This is a genomic window from Rhizobium sp. A37_96 (assembly GCF_053521765.1).
In genome coordinates this window covers 1,268,523-1,288,374 of sequence record NZ_JBNWDS010000001.1, presented here as the reverse complement: position 1 = coordinate 1,288,374, position 19,852 = coordinate 1,268,523, and the positions used below count along the sequence as shown (strand labels likewise).

General features: G+C 61.7%; 20 protein-coding genes and 1 tRNA gene. 12 read left to right on the top strand and 9 right to left on the bottom strand.

The features are described 5' to 3' along the window. Positions 1-12 precede the first annotated feature (12 nt). The 3 genes from ACQZ6J_RS06240 to dapF all read left to right on the top strand — a co-directional run bounded on the left by ACQZ6J_RS06240 (position 13) and on the right by dapF (position 5,338). Positions 13-1,161 (top strand): efflux RND transporter periplasmic adaptor subunit, encoded by a 1,149-nt coding sequence (locus tag ACQZ6J_RS06240; protein WP_163986899.1) that lies wholly within the window; start codon positions 13-15, stop codon positions 1,159-1,161. A 21-nt stretch (positions 1,162-1,182) separates the two neighbouring features. Next, positions 1,183-4,338 (top strand): efflux RND transporter permease subunit, encoded by a 3,156-nt coding sequence (locus tag ACQZ6J_RS06235; RefSeq protein WP_449082663.1) that lies wholly within the window; start codon positions 1,183-1,185, stop codon positions 4,336-4,338. A gap of 181 nt (positions 4,339-4,519) precedes the next feature. After that, the gene (dapF, locus tag ACQZ6J_RS06230) at positions 4,520-5,338 is read left to right on the top strand and encodes a diaminopimelate epimerase (RefSeq protein ID WP_449082662.1); all 819 of its coding nucleotides are present in this window, start codon (positions 4,520-4,522) and stop codon (positions 5,336-5,338) included. 41 nt (positions 5,339-5,379) lie between these two features. On the opposite strand, the gene ACQZ6J_RS06225 is transcribed toward dapF, so the two are convergent. From ACQZ6J_RS06225 to ACQZ6J_RS06210, 4 genes are all read right to left on the bottom strand, one after another. Further along, positions 5,380-6,123, bottom strand: a complete 744-nt coding sequence (locus ACQZ6J_RS06225; RefSeq protein ID WP_449082660.1) for a metallophosphoesterase family protein — start codon at positions 6,121-6,123, stop codon at positions 5,380-5,382. A 233-nt stretch (positions 6,124-6,356) separates the two neighbouring features. Next, positions 6,357-6,830 carry a VOC family protein gene (locus tag ACQZ6J_RS06220; RefSeq protein ID WP_449082658.1) on the bottom strand — a complete coding sequence of 158 codons (474 nt, stop codon included), beginning with the start codon at positions 6,828-6,830 and terminating at the stop codon, positions 6,357-6,359. A gap of 109 nt (positions 6,831-6,939) precedes the next feature. Then, the gene (gene pdxA / locus ACQZ6J_RS06215) at positions 6,940-7,953 is read right to left on the bottom strand and encodes a 4-hydroxythreonine-4-phosphate dehydrogenase PdxA (protein WP_449082656.1); all 1,014 of its coding nucleotides are present in this window, start codon (positions 7,951-7,953) and stop codon (positions 6,940-6,942) included. Then, complete coding sequence (locus ACQZ6J_RS06210) at positions 7,950-9,131, bottom strand: four-carbon acid sugar kinase family protein (RefSeq protein WP_449082654.1); 1,182 nt, start codon at positions 9,129-9,131, stop codon at positions 7,950-7,952. The genes pdxA and ACQZ6J_RS06210 overlap by 4 nt, the downstream gene beginning before the upstream one ends. A 490-nt stretch (positions 9,132-9,621) precedes the next feature. Between ACQZ6J_RS06210 and ACQZ6J_RS06205 the strand changes: the two genes are divergently transcribed. Continuing rightward, the gene (locus ACQZ6J_RS06205; protein ID WP_041677988.1) at positions 9,622-9,969 is read left to right on the top strand and encodes a CAP-Gly domain-containing protein; all 348 of its coding nucleotides are present in this window, start codon (positions 9,622-9,624) and stop codon (positions 9,967-9,969) included. 28 nt (positions 9,970-9,997) lie between these two features. Here ACQZ6J_RS06205 and ACQZ6J_RS06200 read toward each other — a convergent pair whose 3' ends face one another. The 5 genes from ACQZ6J_RS06200 to ACQZ6J_RS06180 form a co-directional block, all read right to left on the bottom strand. Beyond that, positions 9,998-11,074: a D-alanine--D-alanine ligase family protein gene (locus ACQZ6J_RS06200; protein ID WP_449082652.1), complete on the bottom strand. Its 1,077-nt coding sequence runs from the start codon at positions 11,072-11,074 to the stop codon at positions 9,998-10,000. Positions 11,075-11,215: 141 nt separating this feature from the next. Then, positions 11,216-12,637: an ATP-binding protein gene (locus ACQZ6J_RS06195; protein ID WP_449082650.1), complete on the bottom strand. Its 1,422-nt coding sequence runs from the start codon at positions 12,635-12,637 to the stop codon at positions 11,216-11,218. A gap of 184 nt (positions 12,638-12,821) precedes the next feature. Beyond that, the gene (locus tag ACQZ6J_RS06190; protein ID WP_449082648.1) at positions 12,822-13,061 is read right to left on the bottom strand and encodes a hypothetical protein; all 240 of its coding nucleotides are present in this window, start codon (positions 13,059-13,061) and stop codon (positions 12,822-12,824) included. A 39-nt stretch (positions 13,062-13,100) separates the two neighbouring features. After that, positions 13,101-13,454 carry a hypothetical protein gene (locus ACQZ6J_RS06185; RefSeq protein WP_449082646.1) on the bottom strand — a complete coding sequence of 118 codons (354 nt, stop codon included), beginning with the start codon at positions 13,452-13,454 and terminating at the stop codon, positions 13,101-13,103. Positions 13,455-13,832: 378 nt separating this feature from the next. After that, positions 13,833-13,907, bottom strand: a tRNA-Thr gene (locus ACQZ6J_RS06180). A 261-nt stretch (positions 13,908-14,168) separates the two neighbouring features. Between ACQZ6J_RS06180 and ACQZ6J_RS06175 the strand changes: the two genes are divergently transcribed. The 8 genes from ACQZ6J_RS06175 (at position 14,169) to ACQZ6J_RS06140 (ending at position 19,848) form a co-directional block, all read left to right on the top strand. Continuing rightward, positions 14,169-14,348, top strand: a complete 180-nt coding sequence (locus ACQZ6J_RS06175) for a hypothetical protein (RefSeq protein WP_449082798.1) — start codon at positions 14,169-14,171, stop codon at positions 14,346-14,348. Between the two features lie 128 nt (positions 14,349-14,476). Then, positions 14,477-15,769 (top strand): UDP-N-acetylglucosamine 1-carboxyvinyltransferase, encoded by a 1,293-nt coding sequence (gene murA, locus ACQZ6J_RS06170; RefSeq protein ID WP_163986889.1) that lies wholly within the window; start codon positions 14,477-14,479, stop codon positions 15,767-15,769. 234 nt (positions 15,770-16,003) lie between these two features. Further along, positions 16,004-16,447, top strand: coding sequence for a DUF2948 family protein (locus tag ACQZ6J_RS06165; RefSeq protein WP_163986888.1), 444 nt, complete (start codon positions 16,004-16,006; stop codon positions 16,445-16,447). A 58-nt stretch (positions 16,448-16,505) separates the two neighbouring features. After that, entirely contained in the window at positions 16,506-17,804 is a 1,299-nt protein-coding gene (gene hisD / locus ACQZ6J_RS06160) for a histidinol dehydrogenase (protein ID WP_449082644.1), read from the top strand. A gap of 3 nt (positions 17,805-17,807) precedes the next feature. Next, positions 17,808-18,281 (top strand): UPF0262 family protein, encoded by a 474-nt coding sequence (locus ACQZ6J_RS06155; RefSeq protein WP_163986886.1) that lies wholly within the window; start codon positions 17,808-17,810, stop codon positions 18,279-18,281. Positions 18,282-18,286: 5 nt separating this feature from the next. Next, the gene (locus ACQZ6J_RS06150; RefSeq protein ID WP_163986885.1) at positions 18,287-18,754 is read left to right on the top strand and encodes an arsenate-mycothiol transferase ArsC; all 468 of its coding nucleotides are present in this window, start codon (positions 18,287-18,289) and stop codon (positions 18,752-18,754) included. Between the two features lie 142 nt (positions 18,755-18,896). Next, on the top strand, positions 18,897-19,115 hold the full coding sequence (gene infA, locus ACQZ6J_RS06145) for a translation initiation factor IF-1 (RefSeq protein WP_004117876.1): 219 nt from the start codon (positions 18,897-18,899) through the stop codon (positions 19,113-19,115). A 112-nt stretch (positions 19,116-19,227) separates the two neighbouring features. Next, a complete protein-coding gene (locus ACQZ6J_RS06140) occupies positions 19,228-19,848 on the top strand; it encodes a Maf-like protein (protein WP_163986884.1) in 621 nt (206 codons plus the stop codon). Positions 19,849-19,852 lie beyond the last annotated feature (4 nt).

Sequence of the window (19,852 nt, the reverse complement as noted above, 5' to 3'; positions counted from 1 at the left end):
TAGGAGAGCGACATGGTTTCGCTGACGACCACTACCATACGGAACGTTGCCGGGGCGGCGCTGCTTGCCGCCCTCGGGCTGACGCTCTCCGGCTGCAACGAGAAAAAAGAAGAGACAGCGGAAGTGATCCGGCCGGTGAAGGTGGTCGAAATCGCCCAGGCGGACACGACGCGCAAGCTCGATTATTCCGGCGCCGTGCGGGCGCGGACGGAAATGAACCTCGGTTTCCGCGTCGCCGGCAAGATTATCGAACGCAATGTGGATATCGGCCAGCGGGTCAAGCCCGGCGACGTGCTCGCCCGCATGGATGCGACCGACTACGTGCTTGCCGTCCGCCGTTCGCAGGCCGATCTCGATGCCGCGGAAAAGCAGGTGCAGACGGCAGAGCTTGCCCGCAACCGCGCCCAGACGCTCTTCGACAAGAACGTCTCGCCGAAGTCGCAGCTCGAACAGGCCGAGCTCTCCTACGAACAGGCCGTGTCGACCCGGGATTCCGCGGTATCGGCTCTCGCCGAGGCGAAGAACCAGGTGGCCTACGCCGATCTCGCGTCTGACATGAACGGCATCGTCACCGCAATCAATGCCGATGTCGGCCAGGTGGTCAGCTCCGGCACCCCCGTCATCACCGTCGCCGTCGACGGCGAAAAGGAAGTACAGGTCGCCGTACCGGAAATGGATATCGCCCAGTTCAAGGTCGGCAAGGACGTCAAGGCGCGCTTCTGGTCCGACACGGCTCTCGTGCTGGATGGAAAGGTGCGGGAAGTATCCGGCAGCGCCGATCAGTCGCGCACCTTCGCGGTGCGCGTGAGCCTGCCGAACGATCCGCAGGTTCTGCTCGGCATGACGGCGACGATCGAGGCGATTGCCGACAATACGAAGCCTTATGTTTCCATTCCGCTGAGCGCGCTTGCGCAGAAGGACGGGCAGCAGATCGTCTGGCTCGTCGATCGCAGCGCCGGCACCGTGCATTCCCGCGCCATCAAGGTGGCGGATTTCGCCGATGACGGCGTGCGCATTGCCGACGGGCTCAAGACCGGCGATATCGTCGTCGCCGCCGGCACGCAATTCATGACCGAGAACATGAAGGTCAAGCTTCCGGCTGCTTCAGCTCAGCAGGCCTCCGCAGAAACCAGCGCCGCTTCGGCGGACGTCGTGCGCTGACCGGATCGAGAGGGCGAAACCATGTCCATCAACAACACTTCCGGCGGGAAGCAGCGTTTCAACCTGTCGCGCTGGGCGATCGGCCACCCGAGCATCGCGCGGTTCCTCTTCGGTCTCATCATCATCGCGGGGGCGCTGGGCCTCACGCATATGGGCCAGAAGGAAGATCCGGATTTCACCTTCCGCGTCATGGTCGTGCAGACCGTCTGGCCAGGCGCCTCGCTGCAGGACATGGAAGACCAGGTGGTCAACAAGATCGAGCGCAAGCTGCAGGAAACGCCGCACCTCGATTGGGTCAAATCCTATACCCGTGCCGGCTTTGCCATCACGACGGTCCAGATCAAGGGCGATACCAACACCGAACAGGTGAAGGATGCCTTCTACCAGATCCGCAAGAAGGTCGGCGATATCGGCAACGAGCTGCCGGCTGGCCTGCTCGGTCCCTATTTCAACGATGAATTCGGCGATACCTTCATCACGCTGCATTCGATCAGCGGCGATGGCTACAGCTATCCGGAGCTGAAGAAGTTCGCCATCCAGGCGCGAGACATGCTGCTGTCCACGCCGGGCGTCGAGAAGGCCACCATCATCGGCGACCAGGCGGAGCAGATCTATATCGACGTCTCCTCCAAGGTCCTGGCCGAGCGCGGGCTGACGCTCAACGACCTGAAGAACGCCATCGTCGGCCAGAACAACGTCGATCCGGCCGGTAGCGTCGATACCACCACGCGTTCGGTGCGCATCTCGGTCGAGGGCGACGTCAACAAGGTCGAGGACATCAAGAACTTGCGGCTGACCGCCGGCGGCCAGGTAACCCGCCTCGGCGATATCGCCACCGTCACTGCCGGGCTGCAAGATCCCTATACCGCCAAGTTCCTCTACAATGGCCATCCGAGCGTGCAGCTCGGCGTCGTCATGGCGAGCGGCTACAAGGTGACCGACGTCGGTGCCTCAGTGGAGGAAACCTACAAGCGTTTCGAGACCTCGCTGCCGGTCGGCGTGCAGGTCGACCAGATCGCCAACCAGCCCGATGTCGTCACCGACGCGATCAGCGAGTTCATGCACGCGCTCGGCGAAGCTCTCGTCATCGTGCTGATCGTCTCGTTCCTGTCGATCGGCTGGCGCTCGGGCCTGGTGATCGCCATCGCCATTCCGCTGGTGCTGGCCGCGACCTTCGCCATCATGTACGAATTCGGCATCGACCTGCAGCGTATCTCGCTCGGCGCGCTCATCATCGCGCTCGGCCTGCTGGTGGATGACGCGATGATCGTGGTCGAGCTGATGGAGCGCAAGCTCGAAGAGGGGCTGGTGAAGCTCGATGCCGCCAGCTTCGCCTATTCCTCGACCGCCTTCCCGATGCTGACCGGCACGCTGATCACGACCGCCGGCTTCATTCCCGTCGGCTTCGCGGCATCGACGGCGGGCGAATATGTCCGCACGCTCTTCTACGTCGTCGGCATCGCGCTCGTGGTCTCCTGGTTCGTGGCCGTCTACTTCACGCCATGGCTCGGCTACATGATCCTCAAGCAGCGCCATCATGCCGGCGAGCATCATGACGTGTTCGACACGCGCTTCTACCGCCGCCTGCGGGCCTCTGTGACCTGGGCCGTGCGCCACCGCGTCATCGTGTTGCTTCTGACGCTGGCCGCCTTCGTCGGCAGCCTCTGGTCCTTCCAGTTCATTCCGCAGAATTTCTTCCCGCAGTCGTCGCGTCCGGAAATCCTGGTCGATCTGTGGCTGCCTGAGGGAACCAGCATCAAGGAAGTCGAGCGGCAGGCGCAGGCTCTGGAAGCGCGCATGGCCGACGATCCGGACAAGCGCTTCATCGCCACCTATGTCGGCCAGGGCGCGCCGCGCTTCTTCCTGCCGCTCGATCAGCAGCTCACCAATCCGAACTATGCCCAGATGCTGGTCATGGCCAAGGACGAGCCGGCACGCGAGCGTCTGATTACCAAGATGCGCGGGATTCTCGCGGCAGACTTCCCCTCCGTTCGCGCCAAGGTCGACCGCCTGTTCCTCGGTCCGCCGACAGGCTGGCCCGTGCAGCTGCGCGTCATGGGCCCGGACCGGGAGGAGGTTCGTCACATTGCCGACGAGGTGAAGCAGCGCTTCTCCCAGAATCCTCTGCTCGGCGCCATCCACGACGACTGGCTCGAGCCGGTGCCGGCCATGAAGCTGGTGATCGATCAGGATCGCGCCCGTGCTCTCGGCGTCACCTCGCAGCGTATCCGCCAGATGCTGCAGGCTGCGATGTCGGGCGCGACCCTCGACAACTATCGCGAGGGCGAGGAAACGGTCGGGATCGTGGCCCGCGAGCCGGAGGCAAGCCGCCATCTGCTGACCTCGGTGAACTCCATCTATATTCCGACGGATACCGGCGGGTTCGTGCCGCTGTCGCAGGTCGCCAAGATCGAGCCCGTGATGGAGCAGAGCATCGAGTGGCGCCGCGATCGCCTGCCGACCATCACCGTGCGGGCGACATTGCCCGACGATGTGCAGTCGAACGACGTGACCGCCAAGCTCTATAACGACATGGCGGATCTCAGAAACAGCCTGCCGGCCGGCTACAAGATCGAGATCCAGGGCGGTGCCGAAGACAGCGCCGAAAGCCAGGCCTCGATCGCCGCCAAGGCGCCGATCATGCTCGTCATCATCGTCGTGCTCCTGATGGCGCAGCTGCAGCATTTCGGCAAGGCGATGCTGGTGCTGGCGACCGGCCCGCTTGGCATCATCGGTGCCGCCGGAGCTCTGCTCATCAGCGGTGCGCCCTTCGGCTTCGTGGCGATCCTCGGCGTCATCGCGCTGCTCGGCATCATCATCCGCAACTCGATCATCCTCGTCGACCAGATCGACCAGGATATCGCGGCGGGCATGGACCGGAAGGAAGCGATCATCGGCTCGGCCGTTCGTCGTTTCCGGCCGATCATGCTGACGGCGCTGACGGCCGTGCTGGCGCTGATCCCGATCTCGCGCGGCGTGTTCTGGGGCCCGCTCGCCTACGCCATGATGGGCGGCATTCTGGTCGCGACCGTGCTGACCATCTTCGTGCTGCCCGCCGGCTATGCCTTGTTCTTCGGCCGGGAGCCGAAGCACAAGTCGACGGAACCGCCGGCCAAGGATCAGGCCGACGACGACCAGAACACCATCCAGCTTCCTCCCGCGATGGCGGCGGAGTAGGGCCGGAGGGAAGCAGATGCCGGCTCCGGCTCCTGCCAACCCGAAGCGCCGAATGAAGACAGGATGATATCGAGCCGTCCGCAACATGAAAGTTGCGGGCGGTTTTCCTTGTCGGCCATATCTTCATGACGCATTCTCGACAATCGATCGTCCCGGAGTTCGAGTGGATGGAAATGCGGCAATGACAATCAATTTTCAGAAGATGCATGCGAATGGCGACGACTTCGTCATTGTCGATCTGCGCGGCCAGGCTGATTTCATCGACCGGGATATCGTCCGGCGGCTGGGCGACCGAAACCGCGGGATCGGGTTCAATCAGCTTGCGGTCATGACGGATTGCGAGGATGCGGCGGTTCGCCTTGCATTCTGGAATCCGGATGGTTCGACGCTGGATGTTTGCGGCAGCGCCACGCGGGGCGTTGCCTGGAAGCTGTTGCGGGAAACAGGCTCTTCCTCCGTCATCGTGAGGATCAACCGTGGGCTCCTGACCTGTTCCAAGGATGTGGGCGATCTCATAGCGGTCGACATGGGAAGGCCGTCGCTGGATTGGCGGGATGTCCCGATCGCCTGCGAGATGGACACGTTGGCGGTCTCCTTGCCGGGTTCTCCCGCGGTTTGCAGTATGGGCAATCCGCACTGCACCTTCTTTGTCGACGATGTGCGAGACGTGGAGATCGAAGCAATTGGCCCTGAGATCGAAACTCATCCCTTGTTTCCGCAAAGGACCAACGTGCATTTTGTCCAGGTAATCGATCCGACGCGGATTCGGCTTCGCATATGGGAACGCGGCGGCGGTATTCCGCTGGGTTCGGGATCATGCGCTTGCGGCGCGGCTGTGAACGGGATCCGGCGCGGCTTGCTGAGCGGTTCGGTGGACGTCGTCTGCGATGGCGGCAGCTTCAACGTCAAATGGGATGGTATCGGAAGCGTCGTCCTCACCGGGCCTGTCGAAGCCAGTTTCAGCGGTGTCTGGTCCGACGACGCATTGCAGAAATCCTAGATCGCGCGGCCAGGCCTCTTCTCTTTTTCGGGTTGAGCGCGTCAGCCTGGAGGCAGAACTATCGGCCTGCCGTCGGCGATCTTGAGGACCGTCAGGGTGCCGCCCATGGAGACGGCCGTATCGATACCGATGCGGCCCTTGCCGAAAACGGGGTGAGAACCCGGGGTGTGGCCGTGGATGACCAGAAGCGGCAGTTGCGGCCCTTCCGACAGGAACGGCTCGCGGATCCACAGGAGATCCTCGTCGGTCTGATCGTGTAACGGTACGCCCGGCCTGATGCCGGCATGGGCGAAGAGGGTCGAGCCGAGAGTGACCGCGCCTGCGAGCGACCGCAGCAGATCGACATGCGCCGCCGGAATGGCCTTGAGCGCCAGGTCGCGCAACTCCGTGACGGAAAAGCCGAGGTCGAAAAGGACATGTCTGGCATCGATGCCATAGGAGGCGAGCGTCGGCAGCGCCCCGAATTCAAGCCAGTGGCTATTGGCGTCGGGGTCCTCCAGAAAGCGCAGAAAGACATCGTCGTGATTGCCGCAAAGCGCATAGCGGTCGAAGCCTTCCGGCGGCGGCGCGCAGAGATGCGCCAGGACGTCGCTGGAGCGCGGACCGCGATCGACATAGTCGCCGAGAAACATCAGCAGCTTTCTGCCGGGAAGGCTACGGGCATCCTCGACGATGCGTCTTTCAGCCGCGACCATGTCATCGTAACAGCCATGGATATCGCTCAGCGCATAGATCGCGGCATAATCGTGCGCGGTGAGAGCGATGCGGTCCCGTTGATGCTGCATGAAATCGGCCGTTTCCCGCCGGGCCGTGCCTGAACGACCGCGACAGTCCAATTGCTTGAAATGATATCGAGAAACCCGCTTTCGGCGAGTTTGCGAACGACGGTATTCCAAGCATCGGTCCGCTGCAAGCCGTACCGGTGGCAACCAGCGGTCGAAATCGATGAAATGGCCGGAACCTCGCCATTGCCCTGGGAAAGCCGTGCTTATCGCAGCCTCCCGAAGGGTCAGGCTGTTCAGCCGCGATAGGCGGCCTCCAGCCCGGCGATATCGAGCTTGACCATCTGCATCATGGCCTGCATGACGCGGGCAGCCTTGGCTGCATCGGGATCGGACAGATATTTGCCGAGCGCGGTCGGCACGATCTGCCACGAAACCCCATAGCGGTCCGTCACCCAGCCGCAAGCCACGGGTGTTCCGCCGGCGGCAAGCCCGTTCCAGAGCCGGTCGACCTCGGCCTGATCGGCGCAATCCACCTCCAGAGAAATCGCATGGGTGAATTCGATACGGTTGCCGCCGTTCAGCGCCATGAAGCGCTGGCCGGCGAGCGTGAAGTTCACGACCAGAACCTGATCGGCCTTGCCGGAGGGGGTATCGACTATGTTCTTCTGAACATGGTCGATCCGCGAGCCCGGAAAGATTGAAACATAGAAATTCGCTGCTTCCTCGGCTTCCCGTGCGAACCAAAGGCATGGGGCAATCTTGGACATTTGGTGCTCCTCTTTCCAATTGGATATCCAAAGGACGAAGGAAGAGCGGCAAGGCCGACAGGGCTGCGGAAATTTTTCAGCCGTCCGATACGGGGATTGCGGCGGAATGTCAGTCGCCCGCGAGCCTTTCGGCGAATTCGATCGCCTCGATCAGGCTGCGCTCGTTGGCAATGCCCTTGCCGGCGATATCGAAGGCGGTGCCGTGATCGACCGAGGTGCGCACGATCGGCAGGCCGAGCGTGATGTTGACGCCGGAAAGATCCATCCATTTCCCCGTCGCCGGATCGATTTCGAAACCGAGCAGCTTGACCGGGATATGGCCCTGATCGTGATACATGGCGATGACGGCGTCATACTGGCCGGCGCGCAGCTTGACGAAAACAGTGTCGCCGGGAACGGGGCCGACGATATCCAGCCCGTCGGACACGGCCTTGGCGATGGTGGGGGCGGAGATATCGATATCCTGCCGGCCGAAGAGACCGCCTTCGCCTGCATGTGGATTGAGCGCCGCCACGGCAATCTTCGGCCTTGCGATGCCGAGGTGCCTGAGCGCCTTGTCGGTGAGGTCGATGACGAGGCGCAGCCGTTCGGGCGTCAGCCGCTTGGGCACATCCTCCAGTGCGACATGCGTGGTGACGTGGCTGACGCGCATGTTGCCATGGGCGAGCATCATCACCGAGCCGCGTGCGCCGGTGAGCTCGGCCAGCAGTTCGGTATGGCCGGCATAGTGGAAGCCGGCCTTGTTCAGCGCTTCCTTGTTAAGCGGCGCCGTGACGATGCCGCCGACCTTGCCGGCCATGGCCAGCTGAACGCCCTTCTCGATCGCCTTGAACGCCATGCGGCCGCCATCGGCGGAGAGAAGGCCGGGCAGGATCGGCTGGCCCTCGGCATCCGCCTGGATGAAGCAGAGGTTCGGCCAGGCGTCCTCCATCAGCGCTTCGGGGATCTCGATATCGAGGCCGAGTTGCCGTTCGGCCAGCCTCAGGGCAGGGCCGCTGCCGATGATCGTCAGTTTCAAGGTCCCTTCATCGAGCCTGTCCTTCAGCCGGACTGCGGCCTTGACGATGATTTCCGGGCCGATGCCGGCGGGATCGCCCATGGTGATTGCCAGGTGCCGCGTCATGGTTCTTCTCCTCCGGCGATGAGCGCGTTTTCATTCAAGAGATCGCGCCATAAAGTGGGCCCTCCGAAGGCGCCCGACTTGGAGATGACCGTCGTCCCGTTCCAGGGGCCGCCGATGATCGTGGAGCGCGGCAGGCCGGGTGCGGCCTGGCCGGTGATGCTGAGGGCCGAGACATCGAGCGCCGAGCACAGATTGCGCAAGGTTTCGCCGCCGGCGACGATCAATGTGGCCGGGGCCGGCAGGGCCCTGGCGATGCCGCCGAGGGTCGCCTCGATCCGCCTTGCCGCATCGTCGCGCTCGAGCCCCGTCGGCAGGTCGAGGCTGACCATGGCGACGCCGCCTTGCCGGATCTGGCTTTCGACGGCATCGGCATTCGCGCCTTCCGAGAGCTTCAGCCAATAGGGGCCGCAGGCCTGGAGCTGCGCCAGCGTGATCGGCTGATCCGAGCCGAACAGGCCAAGCACCGGTCTTTGCAGCCGGCGCGAAACGGGGACGACGGATGCGTTCTTTTCTGCATGGGGGCGATGATGCGTCGCCAGATCGATATTCCGCGCCAGGGCGCGGGCCAGCCCGCCGGTGCCGCTCCAGAGGATCGGTCCGTGCAGCTGCGTTGATGCCCATGCGATGACGGCGTCCAGATCGTCGTCCGAATGCGCATCGAAAACATGGATGCCATCGGGAACAGGCTGGCCCTTTCCGGCTCCGGCGGGGTTCCGGGCGAATGTCGTGTTGAAGGCCGGCAGCCCTTCCGCCTGCAGGTGAGCGACCAGATCGCCGCTCACGTCGCGCCAGGCGTCCTTGCCGGCAAACAGCACCTGCCGCCCGCCCCTCGTGTGCCGCCCATGATGCGGAAAGGCCGGCGCGAGAATGCATTGACGCCAGTGTCCCAGCCGAAAGCAGGCCGCGAGCTCCGCCGCCCAGGGCCCGCGAAACAGGCTGTCCACCTTCTTGAAGGCAAGATCGGCCCCCTCCAGCAGCGGCGCGATGCGGCCGACGATCGCCGCGGCCTCGGCGGCCGATTTTTCGCGGGTGCCGCTATCGATCGCGAGACAATCCGGCAGGCTTGCCGGAAGCGCATCGTCGCGCAGCACCTCGATCGGCCCGTAAACGCCGACGAATTCGACTGCGGTATCGAGCGCGCCGGTCAGGTCGTCAGCGATGAGGCGGAGGGTGGACATGAACTTGACGAGCCTTCGGCGGCCTTGCGGGTATCGGACAGGGGCATGGAAGCAAGGCCTTATGGCTGCTCTTGCGGCGCGCAATCTTCAGCCTTCCATGAAGGATGTCAACGGGTTGCTTTGTCACCGAGTCATGTGGGGTCGTCGCCTATGGGATCGCTGCCGCACAACCCCTTCCACCATCGGAGCAAGCCAATCCATATGAAGTAAAAAGTGCCCCTCACCCCAGGCCTCTCCCCGTTTCGACGGGGGAGAGTGGGCAACCCCCCAACCCCTTCGCCCCGCGTGCGGGGAGAAGGTGGACTCGAACAGTTAAGCGAAACGAAACTGTGAGAGGACGGATGAGGGGCCAAATGTCCATATGCAGCTGTCCCGCCATTTCATCGATCCGGACTGCGACCTCAGCCCGCGTTTACTCGGCAGCGCATATGCGGCTATGCTTGTGGCAACGACGCAGCCGGGTTGCTTGCGTCGTTTCAAGGAGGGCAGGGTGAGCTACGATTTCCATGTGGGCCAGAAGGTCGTCTGCATCGACGACAAGTTCAAGCATGTCAGCATCGATCAGCTGATCCGCAAGGGGACGATCTACACCATCCGCTGGGTCGGCGAATACACGCATTATGTCGACGGCACCTTCATCGGCGTGAAGCTCGAGGAGATCCATCGCGGCAATGACGACGGGCCGGAAGGCTATGGCGCCGCCGACATGCCCTATCGCGCCAGCCGCTTCCGCCCGCTGGTGAAGGACAAGATCGCCTCGCTCAGAAAGCTGCTGGCGCCGACGCCGGATGCGCCTGTCGAGCCGAAGGTGAAGGTCAAGAAGACGGAAAAGGTCTGAGGGCTATGGCAGTATAGCCTGGCATGAACTAGGCCTGCCGCGCCCGCGCAAGACCATGCTCGATCAGGCGGCTGATAAGCTCCGGATAGGAAATGCCCGATGCGCCCATGGCCTTGGGATACATGCTGATATTGGTGAAGCCGGGCATGGTGTTGATCTCGTTGATGACGATACTCTGATCTGGGCTCTGATCCGGCCGCACGAAGAAATCGACGCGCGCCAGTCCCTCGCAGCCGAGCGCGCGAAAGCCATCCGCCGCCATGCGCTTCAGCACGTCTGCCGTCCCGGCCGGAATATCCGCCGGCACGGTGACGACGGCGCCATCCTGATCGAGATATTTCGCCTCGTAGGAATAGAAGCCGTGGCTCGCGGCCGTGGCGATCTCGCCCGGCACGGAGACGAAGAGAGAGCCCTCAGGCTCTTCCAGCACGGCGCATTCGATCTCGCGGGCGCGCACGAATTCTTCCACCAGCACCTTGCGGTCATGCCGGAAGGCTTCGGTGAGCGCGCTCTCGAAGGCTGCGGCATCCCCCACCTTGCTGACGCCGACCGACGAGCCCTGGCGGGTGGGCTTGACGAAGACGGGCGAGCCGAGCGTGGCGGCGATCTCATTAAAATCAGGCTTGTCGCCGCGCGTGAGCGTGACAGAGCGGGCGACGGGCAGGCCGGCTTCGCGCAGGAGGCGCTTTGCCATGTCCTTGTCGATCGCATTGGCCGAGCCCAGAATGCCGCAGCCGACGAGGGGCAGGCCGACGATCTGGGCAAGGCCCTGAATGGAGCCATCCTCGCCGTTCAGCCCATGCAGCACCGGAAACAGCACGTCGACCGCAGGCAGCTCGCGCCCGCCAGCCCCTTCCAGCGCCATCAACCGGCCCTTGCCGCCCGGCACGAGGCAAACTTCCGTGCCCTCATAGGCAACCGGCTCCGGCAGCACGCCGCCCTTTTCCTCCACCAGCAGCCAGCGCCCGCCGCGGTCGATCAGGATCGGCACGATCTCATATCTGCCGCCATCGGTCGCCCTGACGACATTGCGGGCCGACATGACGGACACCTCATGCTCGCTGGACTGACCGCCAAACAGAACGGCGACGCGTAGTTTCGACATTGAGGCTTCTCTCCCGGGCCAGGATGGATGTGATGGGAGAAGGGGTTATACGGGGGATTGTAGCGGAATTGGGGGAGATTACATCACGTCTGCCTGCTTGTCGGTCGAAAGGGAGGCAGAGATAAGGCCGTCCCACGGAGGTTAAGACTCCGTCGTTTCCTGCTCGTCATCTAAAGAGCTAGCTTGCCGCATTTTTCGCCAAGCTGTAGCTTTCCCACGTTTGCCCGGTACCTGTTCGATAAGTTTTCGTCTACGCAAGGCCACGAAAATATCTTTCATTTGGACGTCTCGCCTTATGCCGGTAATGTTTCTGCCGATCTGGTTTGTGATCGTGTCATTAGACTCCAGGTATTCCACTACGATCTGAGCCGGAGATGACAGGCGAGCATGACGAATGTAAACGATAACTGAGTTCTCTGCCTGAGTTATCTCTGGGTCTTTCAGGCGAATCTTGCGCATCGCCTCGAAAGCGGTGTTTAGACCCTCTCCGACATCTTTGTTCGGAGGGTTGGGAAATTTATTGATTAAGCGCACAAGTTTTGGATTCCTTGCGAATTGCTCGTCAAGGATATTATCCTGCGTGATGTGCCCGGGGAGCCTGCCTGGGCTTTCGATCTCAACACGGTCATCATAAACGCGAATCTGAGTGTCGGTTGGGTGGCTATAATCCCGATGAAGAACTGCGTTGGTAATGATCTCGTGCAACGTTTCGTCTGGATAGCTTACATCCTCCAGGCCCTCTTCTCCAAGTTTCTTAATTCCCTCGATAATCTCCTTCGTCTGGACGACGCCCTCTTGAATCAAATCGTATATAGGCCCTTCAACTGTTAAAGGATCAAATGCGAGCGTTTCCCTGTTAATTCCTTCGTCAGCAGACTTGTAGCGAAAGAGTTTGATAGCTGCCCGCTTAGGTAGAGCCGCTTGTGGCGAGTCCGAGAATAGCAATGTTCCGGCAACTGTCGGCTTACCGGATTGAATCAAATATTGGGATCTTAGCCAAACCTCTGGCTCAGAGGTCGGCACGGTGTTCAACATAAATTCAAGTGTCGTCACCGAGTTCGTAATGTCTTCAAGGGGAATATTTATGGTTTCATCCTCAAAGGACGAAATCCCCTTATCTAACTCCAACCGTTTGAGCGCTTCGTCTCCAGCCACAGGGAGCTTTTGAGCGCCCTTACGGATGTAGGCCGTGCCGTTGGTGGCATAGATTATGCTTCGCGTCTTCTGAAGCGCGATATGAAGGACTATACCAGGAAAGGCTGAATACCTTAGATAACTCGCTCCGTAGAAATTGCTCAAGGGAGCAATGCCGTCTAACACCTGTAGGATAGCGTTGCAGGCCTCCAAATCCTCAAAGCCAACCCACGTACGTTGCTTGACGCCTTCTATGGTATTTTCAGATATTCCTACAAATATTTCTCCACCAGCAGTGTTGGCGAATGAAGATATCGACTGTGTAAGCTTGGCGGGAGCTATATCACGGCTCTTGAGGTCGCAGAAGTGAGACTCCTCCATGGCAAGAATTTCAATAGCCTCTTCTCCTGTGATCTCTTTAACTTCCATCCATGCCTCCGCTAAATCGTCTTGCCAATTTATATACTCAAGGGGAGGCTGATTACTACCCGAAGGTCGCAAATGGGCTCCTCCCGCGATACACTGGATTTACACGTTAATTTCCGGCCAAAGGTGGGCCTCCTCAGGCGATGGCAATAATTTGGGTCTGACAACTGGGCGCTTACGAGGTAACCTACTTGAAGTCCTCTTCGCTATAAGGCTCTAGGTTGAATTCCATCTGTAAAGTCGCCGATCCCCGAGTCTTGAAGCGGTAAAACATGAGGCGTCCTTCAGGGAAGCCTCCAAAGATCACCTCGGCGTCGTCCGGGAATTCCGCAATAGCATCCCTAAGTTCTCCTACCGTGATGCTTTCCGCATGGGTGCCGGAGATGACGCCTCCGCTGTGCCGATGACTGTGGTTATAGTTCTTCATGGTTCTTTCCCATAATTCGCATTGTGATTCCCAAAAAGCCTACACGGGCCGCGACTTCATGAGGCTACTTGCAAGTCCCACTATGGCGGAGAAAAGCCCCGAAACTAACATCAGGGCAAAGCCTGGGAAAAATACGAGTCCGACCCACCACCATTCCCAATGCCATCCGAAGTAGGCGCCATAGGCTCCTACGATCATTATGGCCATTAAGCCGATGTTTCGAAGGATCAGCGTCAAGGCAACTCCGAGTATCACAACCCACCAGCCGCTCCACCCGAACCACAGCTGCGCGCCGTATGCGCCTGCCGTCAGGTAGAAGATATAAGCGGCGATGAAGAGTCCGACGACGGCGACAGTAATAATGAAGCTGAATATGGCTTTGGGAATTGCCATGATGTCTCCCCCACAAACAACTCATGGACGATCGCACAAGATTGCATACATGTGAAGGGGAGTTCGCCTAAGGGTTGCCATTGCCCTGTGGAAGTGTCGGGAGGCGAGCGATAGTCCGCAGCCGTGTGACCTTCATGGGTCATAAAGGAGACTTCGCGCTTTCCGCCACGATCCTCAAGATAGCCCGCGCTCAGTGAAGAGGTCGGGAGAATTGCCTTCCGACAATACAGGATACAAGTCTCCAGACGCGGCCAAGGGCCGGTAGTTACCCACCTATGTCGTGCTGTGACTCGTGATGCGTTTTACAGCTCTCCGAGAAACGGAAGCCACAGAAAACACTAACATATTGAGGCTTAAGGCGTTTTTCCGGAAGAAAACTGGTGCTGCTAGAGAGATTTGAACTCTCGGCCTCTCCCTTACCAAGGGAGTGCTCTACCCCTGAGCTATAGCAGCAATCCGTGGCGCGATGTGGGTGCGCCGTATTGGGCGAGGCGGCTATTGCCATAGGTCGGGGCGGAGTGCAAGCCGCAAATTGCAAGTTCTGTGAAAGATCGTTGGAAAAAATGTGTCGGTCTTTTGAAGGGCGGGGTTTTCGGCTATCAGGAAGTCATGGCTGCGGACAAGACGAAAATCGGTGAAGGGCAGGCTTTGCAGGGCGGTTCGGCCCCGGGCGGGGTCGGCGGCGAGGCGGGCGAGCGGGCGGATGCCAGGCAGATCACGGAAGCGGATCGGCGCCGCGAGCGCGCGGCGCAGAAGCTCAGGGAAAATCTGGGCCGCCGCAAGCAGCAGGTGCGGGCGCGGCGCGCCGGCCACGCCGACGAGACGGATGGGCTGCCGGGCGCAAAGGCTGGGGATAGCGCGGATTCCGCCGCAAAAAGGGACGAATCGCAATGATTGATGTCGCCCATCATCAAACGAATTGAAGCCTTAATCTATTTCGTCTAAAGAGCGCCTTTTCCCCCAAGCGCGTGGAATTGGCGCACGGAACTTCAGGAAAGGCGGGCCTCGCCCGTATTGCACATATGGATCGTATCAGGATTGTCGGCGGCAACGAGCTCAACGGTATCATTCCGATCTCCGGCGCCAAGAATGCCGCCCTGCCGCTGATGATCGCCTCGCTTCTGACCAGCGATACCCTCACGCTCGAAAACGTGCCGCATCTGGCCGATGTCGAGCTGCTGATGCGCATTCTCGGCAATCACGGCGTCGATGTCGCCGTCAACGGCCGGCGCGAGCGCCAGGAAGACGGCTATTCGCGCACGATCCATTTCACCTGCCGCACCATCGTCGATACGACCGCGCCTTACGAGCTGGTCGCCAAGATGCGCGCGAGCTTCTGGGTCATCGGGCCGCTGCTCGCCCGCGAGGGTCAGGCGCGCGTCTCGCTGCCGGGCGGCTGCGCCATCGGCACGCGTCCGGTCGATCTCTTCATCGAGGGCCTGCAGGCGCTCGGCGCCAGCATGGAAATCGACGGCGGCTATATCAACGCCACCGCGCCGAAGGGCGGCCTCATCGGCGCCCGCTATGTCTTCCCGAAGGTTTCCGTCGGCGCGACGCATGTGATGATGATGGCCGCCACGCTCGCCCGCGGCACCACGGTCATCGGCAATGCGGCCCGCGAGCCCGAAATCGTCGATCTCGCCAATTGCCTGATCGCCATGGGCGCCAAGATTTCCGGCGCCGGCACCAGCACGATCACCATCGAGGGCGTCACCTCGCTTTCCGGCGCCCGCCATCGCGTGCTGCCCGATCGTATCGAGACCGGCACCTACGCCATGGCCGTCGCCATGGCCGGCGGCGACGTCACGCTGGAAAACACCGATGTCGCGCTGCTCGACACCGCGCTCGAAAGCCTGCGCCGCGCCGGTGCGGATATTTCGCCGACCGCGAGCGGCATCCGCGTCAGGCGCAATGGCGGCGGCATCCGGCCCGTCGACATCGTCACGGATCCGTTCCCCGGCTTCCCGACCGACCTTCAGGCGCAGTTCATGGCGCTGATGACCCGCTCCGGCGGCATTTCGCATATCACCGAGACCATCTTCGAAAACCGCTTCATGCATGTGCAGGAGCTCGCCCGTCTTGGCGCGAAGATCTCGCTTTCCGGCCAGACCGCCCGTATCGAGGGCGTCGAGAAGCTGAAGGGCGCGCCGGTCATGGCGACGGACCTTCGCGCCTCCGTCTCGCTGGTCATCGCCGGCCTTGCCGCCGAAGGCGAGACGCTGGTGTCGCGCATCTATCACCTCGATCGCGGCTTCGAGCGGCTGGAAGACAAGCTGACGCGCTGCGGCGCGGTGGTCGAGCGCATCAGCGACTAAGGCCTGTCTTAGTCTCGCGGAGCGGCTCCCCGGTTTTGGGCACCCCGTTGTCGCAAAGCTGCGACACGGCGTTGCGCGACACGCTCCAATTCCATCTCTTGTCGTGAAGAGAGCGGGCCTGCCCGCTTTCTTCGGTTGCGTCTTTTGCGCTCGCATCCTATGTCCAGAATGGAGAAACGTCGGCAATCGTGTTTTGCCTGGCGTTCCAATGGCGCGATCGGGGATAAAGGACGAATGAGCGATCTCAAGCTGATGGCACTCGACACCGAGGACCTGGATGTCATTTCTGCCTATATGCAGGATAGCGTCTTCAAGGTCGGCGACATGTCTTATGCGCCGAAGCAGGAGCAGTTTTCGCTCGCGGCCAACCGCTTCGTCTGGGAGCAATCGGACCAGCGCAGCAAGCCTTACGAACGCCACCGTTCCGCGCTGGTGTTCAAGCGCGTGCAGGCGGTGCGCTCCAATGGCATCAACCGGCGCAACCGGGACGAGGTATTGTCGCTGCTCGCCATCCGTTTCGACCAGAAGGGCGAGGGGCCGGACGGCACGATCGAGCTGACCCTTGCCGGCAAGGCCACCATTGCACTGGATGTCGAATGCATCGAGGCCCAGCTTGCGGATATCGGCGGCGCGTGGGAAACGGCGCACAAGCCTCGACATCCGGATGCCGGCGAATAGGCTTGTAACGGTTGCATACGGCCGCTGACAGCGGCCTCGACGGAAGGGAATATCAGTTTTGGCTATCTGGCTGGATCAGGCGTCGGAAGGGTTCGAGCAGCAGTTCGCCGCTTTCCTGACGACGAAGCGGGAAGTGTCCGAGGATGTGAATGCCGTCGTGCGCGGCATCATCGACGATGTGCGGGCACGGGGCGATGCTGCCCTCGCGGATTACTCCAGGAAATTCGACGGCGTCGATTTTGCCGCGACGCCGATGCGCGTCAGCGCAGCGGAGATCGATGCCGCCATCGCCGCCGTTCCGGCGGAGGTTCTGGGCGCGCTGAAGGTTGCCGCCACCCGCATCGAATCGCATCACCGCCGGCAATTGCCGAAGGACGATATCTATGAGGACGATCTCGGCGTCGGCCTCGGCTCGCGCTGGACGGCGATCGAGGCAGTTGGCCTCTATGTGCCCGGCGGCACGGCGAGCTATCCGAGCTCGGTGCTGATGAACGCCGTGCCGGCCAAGGTCGCCGGCGTCGAGCGCATCGTCATCGTCGTGCCGGCCAAGGATGGCGTCATCAATCCGGCAGTCCTTGCCGCCGCCCGCATGGCCGGCGTCGAGGAGATCTACCGCATCGGCGGCGCACAGGCGATCGCCGCGCTCGCCTATGGCACGGACACGATCGAGCCCGTCGCCAAGATCACCGGCCCCGGCAATGCCTATGTGGCCGCAGCCAAGCGCCATGTGTTCGGCACCGTCGGCATCGACATGATCGCCGGCCCTTCGGAAGTTCTGGTGATTGCCGACAAGAATAACGATGCGGACTGGATTGCCGCCGATCTGCTGGCGCAGGCCGAGCATGACGAAAGCGCGCAATCGATCCTGATTACCGACGACGCCGAATTCGGCAAGTCTGTCGAAGCGGCGGTCGAGCGGCAGCTCAAGCGACTCAGCCGCTCGCAGACGGCGGCGACGAGCTGGCGGGATTTCGGCGCGGTCATCCTGGTTTCCGAGCTGAAAAAAGCCATTCCGCTTGCCAACCGCATCGCGGCCGAGCATCTGGAGCTCGCGGTCGACGATCCCGAGCCGCTGCTTTCAGGCATCCGCAATGCCGGCGCGATCTTCGTCGGCCGTCATACGCCCGAGGTGATCGGCGATTATGTCGGCGGTTCCAACCATGTGCTGCCGACGGCCCGCTCCGCGCGTTTCTCCTCCGGCCTTTCCGTGCTGGATTTCGTCAAGCGCACCTCGATCCTCCGGCTCGGTCCGGAGCAGCTTCGCGCACTCGGGCCGGCGGCGATCGCGCTTGCCAATTCCGAGGGGCTGGATGCACATGCGCGGTCGGTTGCGATCCGCCTCAATCTCGAGGGGTAAGGCATGGCCAAGGGCGTCTTCCGGCTGAGCGATGTGGTCCTGGACGACACGATCGGCCGCTCGACGCCCGATGTCGAGCATGAGCGCGCCGTCGCCATCTTCGACCTGATCGAGGAAAACAGCTTCGAGCCGGCGGGGCACGCGGGCGGGCCTTATCTCCTGAACCTGTCGCTGGTCGAGCAGAAGCTGGTCTTCGACATCCGCACGGAAGACGGCGCCGTCGTCGCCACCCATATCCTGTCGCTCACCCCGTTCCGCCGCATCGTGAAGGATTACTTCATGATCTGCGAGAGCTATTACGAGGCGATCCGCTCCGCCACGCCCAGCCGCATCGAGGCCATAGACATGGGCCGGCGCGGCATCCACAACGAAGGCTCCCAAACGCTGATGGACCGGCTGAACGGCAAGATCACCGTGGATTTCGACACGGCGCGCCGGCTCTTCACGCTCGTCTGCGTGCTCTACTGGCGCGGGTGACCGGGATGGAAGATCCGCAGGCGATCGCGCATACCGGCAAATCCCCAGGGGCCATTCTCTTCATGTGCGGCCTCAATACCATCCGGTCGCCCATGGCCGAGGCGATCGCGCGCAGGATGCTGCCGCAGGGCACCTATATCGCGTCCGCGGGCGTGCGGGCCGGCGAGCGCAATCCCTTCGTCGATGTCGTGCTTTCCGAGATCGGGCTCTCGCTCGGCCGGCGGCAGCCTCAGACTCTCGAAGAACTGGAGGACGATTTCTTCGACGTCATCATCACCCTGTCGCCCGAGGCGCATCATGCCGCGCTGGAACTGACGCGGGCCAATGCCATCGACGTCATCTACTGGCCGACGATGGATCCGTCGGCGACGGACGGAACGCGCGACCAGGTTCTGGACGCCTATCGCGAGGTGCGGGACTATCTTCTTGGCCTGATCGAGGGCAGACTGGTGGAACATCGCGGCTCGCTTTAGGGCTGCAAACGAAACAAATGCAGAAACCCTTGTCAACGAGGTTCACAAAACCGCGATGATTGTGTAGTTTCCGCGCAATTTCCGGCGACCCCCGGCTTTTTGCCATGGGCGCCGACCTCAACCGACAGGAAAAGAAGCTTTAATGCCGAAAGAAGAAGTCCTCGAATTTCCCGGTGTCGTCACCGAACTCCTGCCGAACGCGACATTCCGCGTGAAGCTGGAAAACGAGCACGAGATCATCGCCCACACCGCGGGCCGCATGCGCAAGAACCGTATCCGCGTTCTGGCAGGCGACAAGGTGCTGGTCGAAATGACCCCTTACGACCTGACCAAGGGCCGCATCACCTATCGTTTCAAGTAGTCCGGCTCTGGAATCAAAGACGCAGAGCATGATGTTGCCCGAAAGCCGCTGACATTTTTCGGCATCGTGCTCTGGAGCCGGTTCTTATTCCCGCATGACAGGTCAAGGTCTGATGGCGTTGAAACACAAGCTCATACTGGCCTCCGGATCGCCACGTCGCGTCGAGCTCCTGCATCAGTCAGGCATCGAGCCGGCGCGTCTCATGCCCATGGACATCGACGAAACGCCGAAGAAATCGGAGCACCCGCGCTCGCTGGCGCGGCGGCTTTCGGCCGAGAAAGGCGAGGCGGCGTTCGCGGCGATCAAGAGCGATGCCGCCTGGCAGGGGAGCTATATCCTATCCGCCGATACGGTCGTCGCCGTCGGACGGCGCATTCTGCCGAAGGCGGAATTCGTCGATGAAGCCTCCGCGGCGCTGCATCTGCTCTCCGGCCGCGGCCATGTCGTCTATACGGGCATCTGCCTGATTACGCCGGACCGGAAGCTCCGCCAGAAGGTCGTGGAAACCAAGGTGCGCTTCAAGCGGCTCTCCGGCCGCGATATCGAGATGTACCTTGCCTCCGGCCAGTGGCGCGGCAAGGCGGGAGCCTATGGCATTCAGGGGCTTGCCGGCTCCTTCGTGCAGAAGCTGGTCGGTTCCTACACCAATGTCGTCGGATTGCCGCTCTATGAAGCCATGCTGCTGCTCGCGGGCGAGGGATTCGACGTCCACGCCGGATGGCAGGAAGGATAGCGCT

What these genes read in the sequence shown, in the direction of transcription:
- ACQZ6J_RS06220 (WP_449082658.1), bottom strand. Translation starts at nt 6,830, where the DNA reads ATGTCCAAGATTGCCCCATGCCTTTGGTTCGCACGGGAAGCCGAGGAA.
- ACQZ6J_RS06235 (WP_449082663.1), top strand. Translation starts at nt 1,183, where the DNA reads ATGTCCATCAACAACACTTCCGGCGGGAAGCAGCGTTTCAACCTGTCG.
- dapF (WP_449082662.1), top strand. Translation starts at nt 4,520, where the DNA reads ATGACAATCAATTTTCAGAAGATGCATGCGAATGGCGACGACTTCGTC.
- ACQZ6J_RS06240 (WP_163986899.1), top strand. Translation starts at nt 13, where the DNA reads ATGGTTTCGCTGACGACCACTACCATACGGAACGTTGCCGGGGCGGCG.
- infA (WP_004117876.1), top strand. Translation starts at nt 18,897, where the DNA reads ATGCCGAAAGAAGAAGTCCTCGAATTTCCCGGTGTCGTCACCGAACTC.
- ACQZ6J_RS06225 (WP_449082660.1), bottom strand. Translation starts at nt 6,123, where the DNA reads ATGCAGCATCAACGGGACCGCATCGCTCTCACCGCGCACGATTATGCC.
- ACQZ6J_RS06195 (WP_449082650.1), bottom strand. Translation starts at nt 12,637, where the DNA reads ATGGAAGTTAAAGAGATCACAGGAGAAGAGGCTATTGAAATTCTTGCC.
- pdxA (WP_449082656.1), bottom strand. Translation starts at nt 7,953, where the DNA reads ATGACGCGGCACCTGGCAATCACCATGGGCGATCCCGCCGGCATCGGC.
- ACQZ6J_RS06150 (WP_163986885.1), top strand. Translation starts at nt 18,287, where the DNA reads ATGGAAGATCCGCAGGCGATCGCGCATACCGGCAAATCCCCAGGGGCC.
- ACQZ6J_RS06155 (WP_163986886.1), top strand. Translation starts at nt 17,808, where the DNA reads ATGGCCAAGGGCGTCTTCCGGCTGAGCGATGTGGTCCTGGACGACACG.
- ACQZ6J_RS06185 (WP_449082646.1), bottom strand. Translation starts at nt 13,454, where the DNA reads ATGGCAATTCCCAAAGCCATATTCAGCTTCATTATTACTGTCGCCGTC.
- murA (WP_163986889.1), top strand. Translation starts at nt 14,477, where the DNA reads ATGGATCGTATCAGGATTGTCGGCGGCAACGAGCTCAACGGTATCATT.
- ACQZ6J_RS06165 (WP_163986888.1), top strand. Translation starts at nt 16,004, where the DNA reads ATGAGCGATCTCAAGCTGATGGCACTCGACACCGAGGACCTGGATGTC.
- ACQZ6J_RS06140 (WP_163986884.1), top strand. Translation starts at nt 19,228, where the DNA reads ATGGCGTTGAAACACAAGCTCATACTGGCCTCCGGATCGCCACGTCGC.
- ACQZ6J_RS06190 (WP_449082648.1), bottom strand. Translation starts at nt 13,061, where the DNA reads ATGAAGAACTATAACCACAGTCATCGGCACAGCGGAGGCGTCATCTCC.
- ACQZ6J_RS06210 (WP_449082654.1), bottom strand. Translation starts at nt 9,131, where the DNA reads ATGTCCACCCTCCGCCTCATCGCTGACGACCTGACCGGCGCGCTCGAT.
- ACQZ6J_RS06200 (WP_449082652.1), bottom strand. Translation starts at nt 11,074, where the DNA reads ATGTCGAAACTACGCGTCGCCGTTCTGTTTGGCGGTCAGTCCAGCGAG.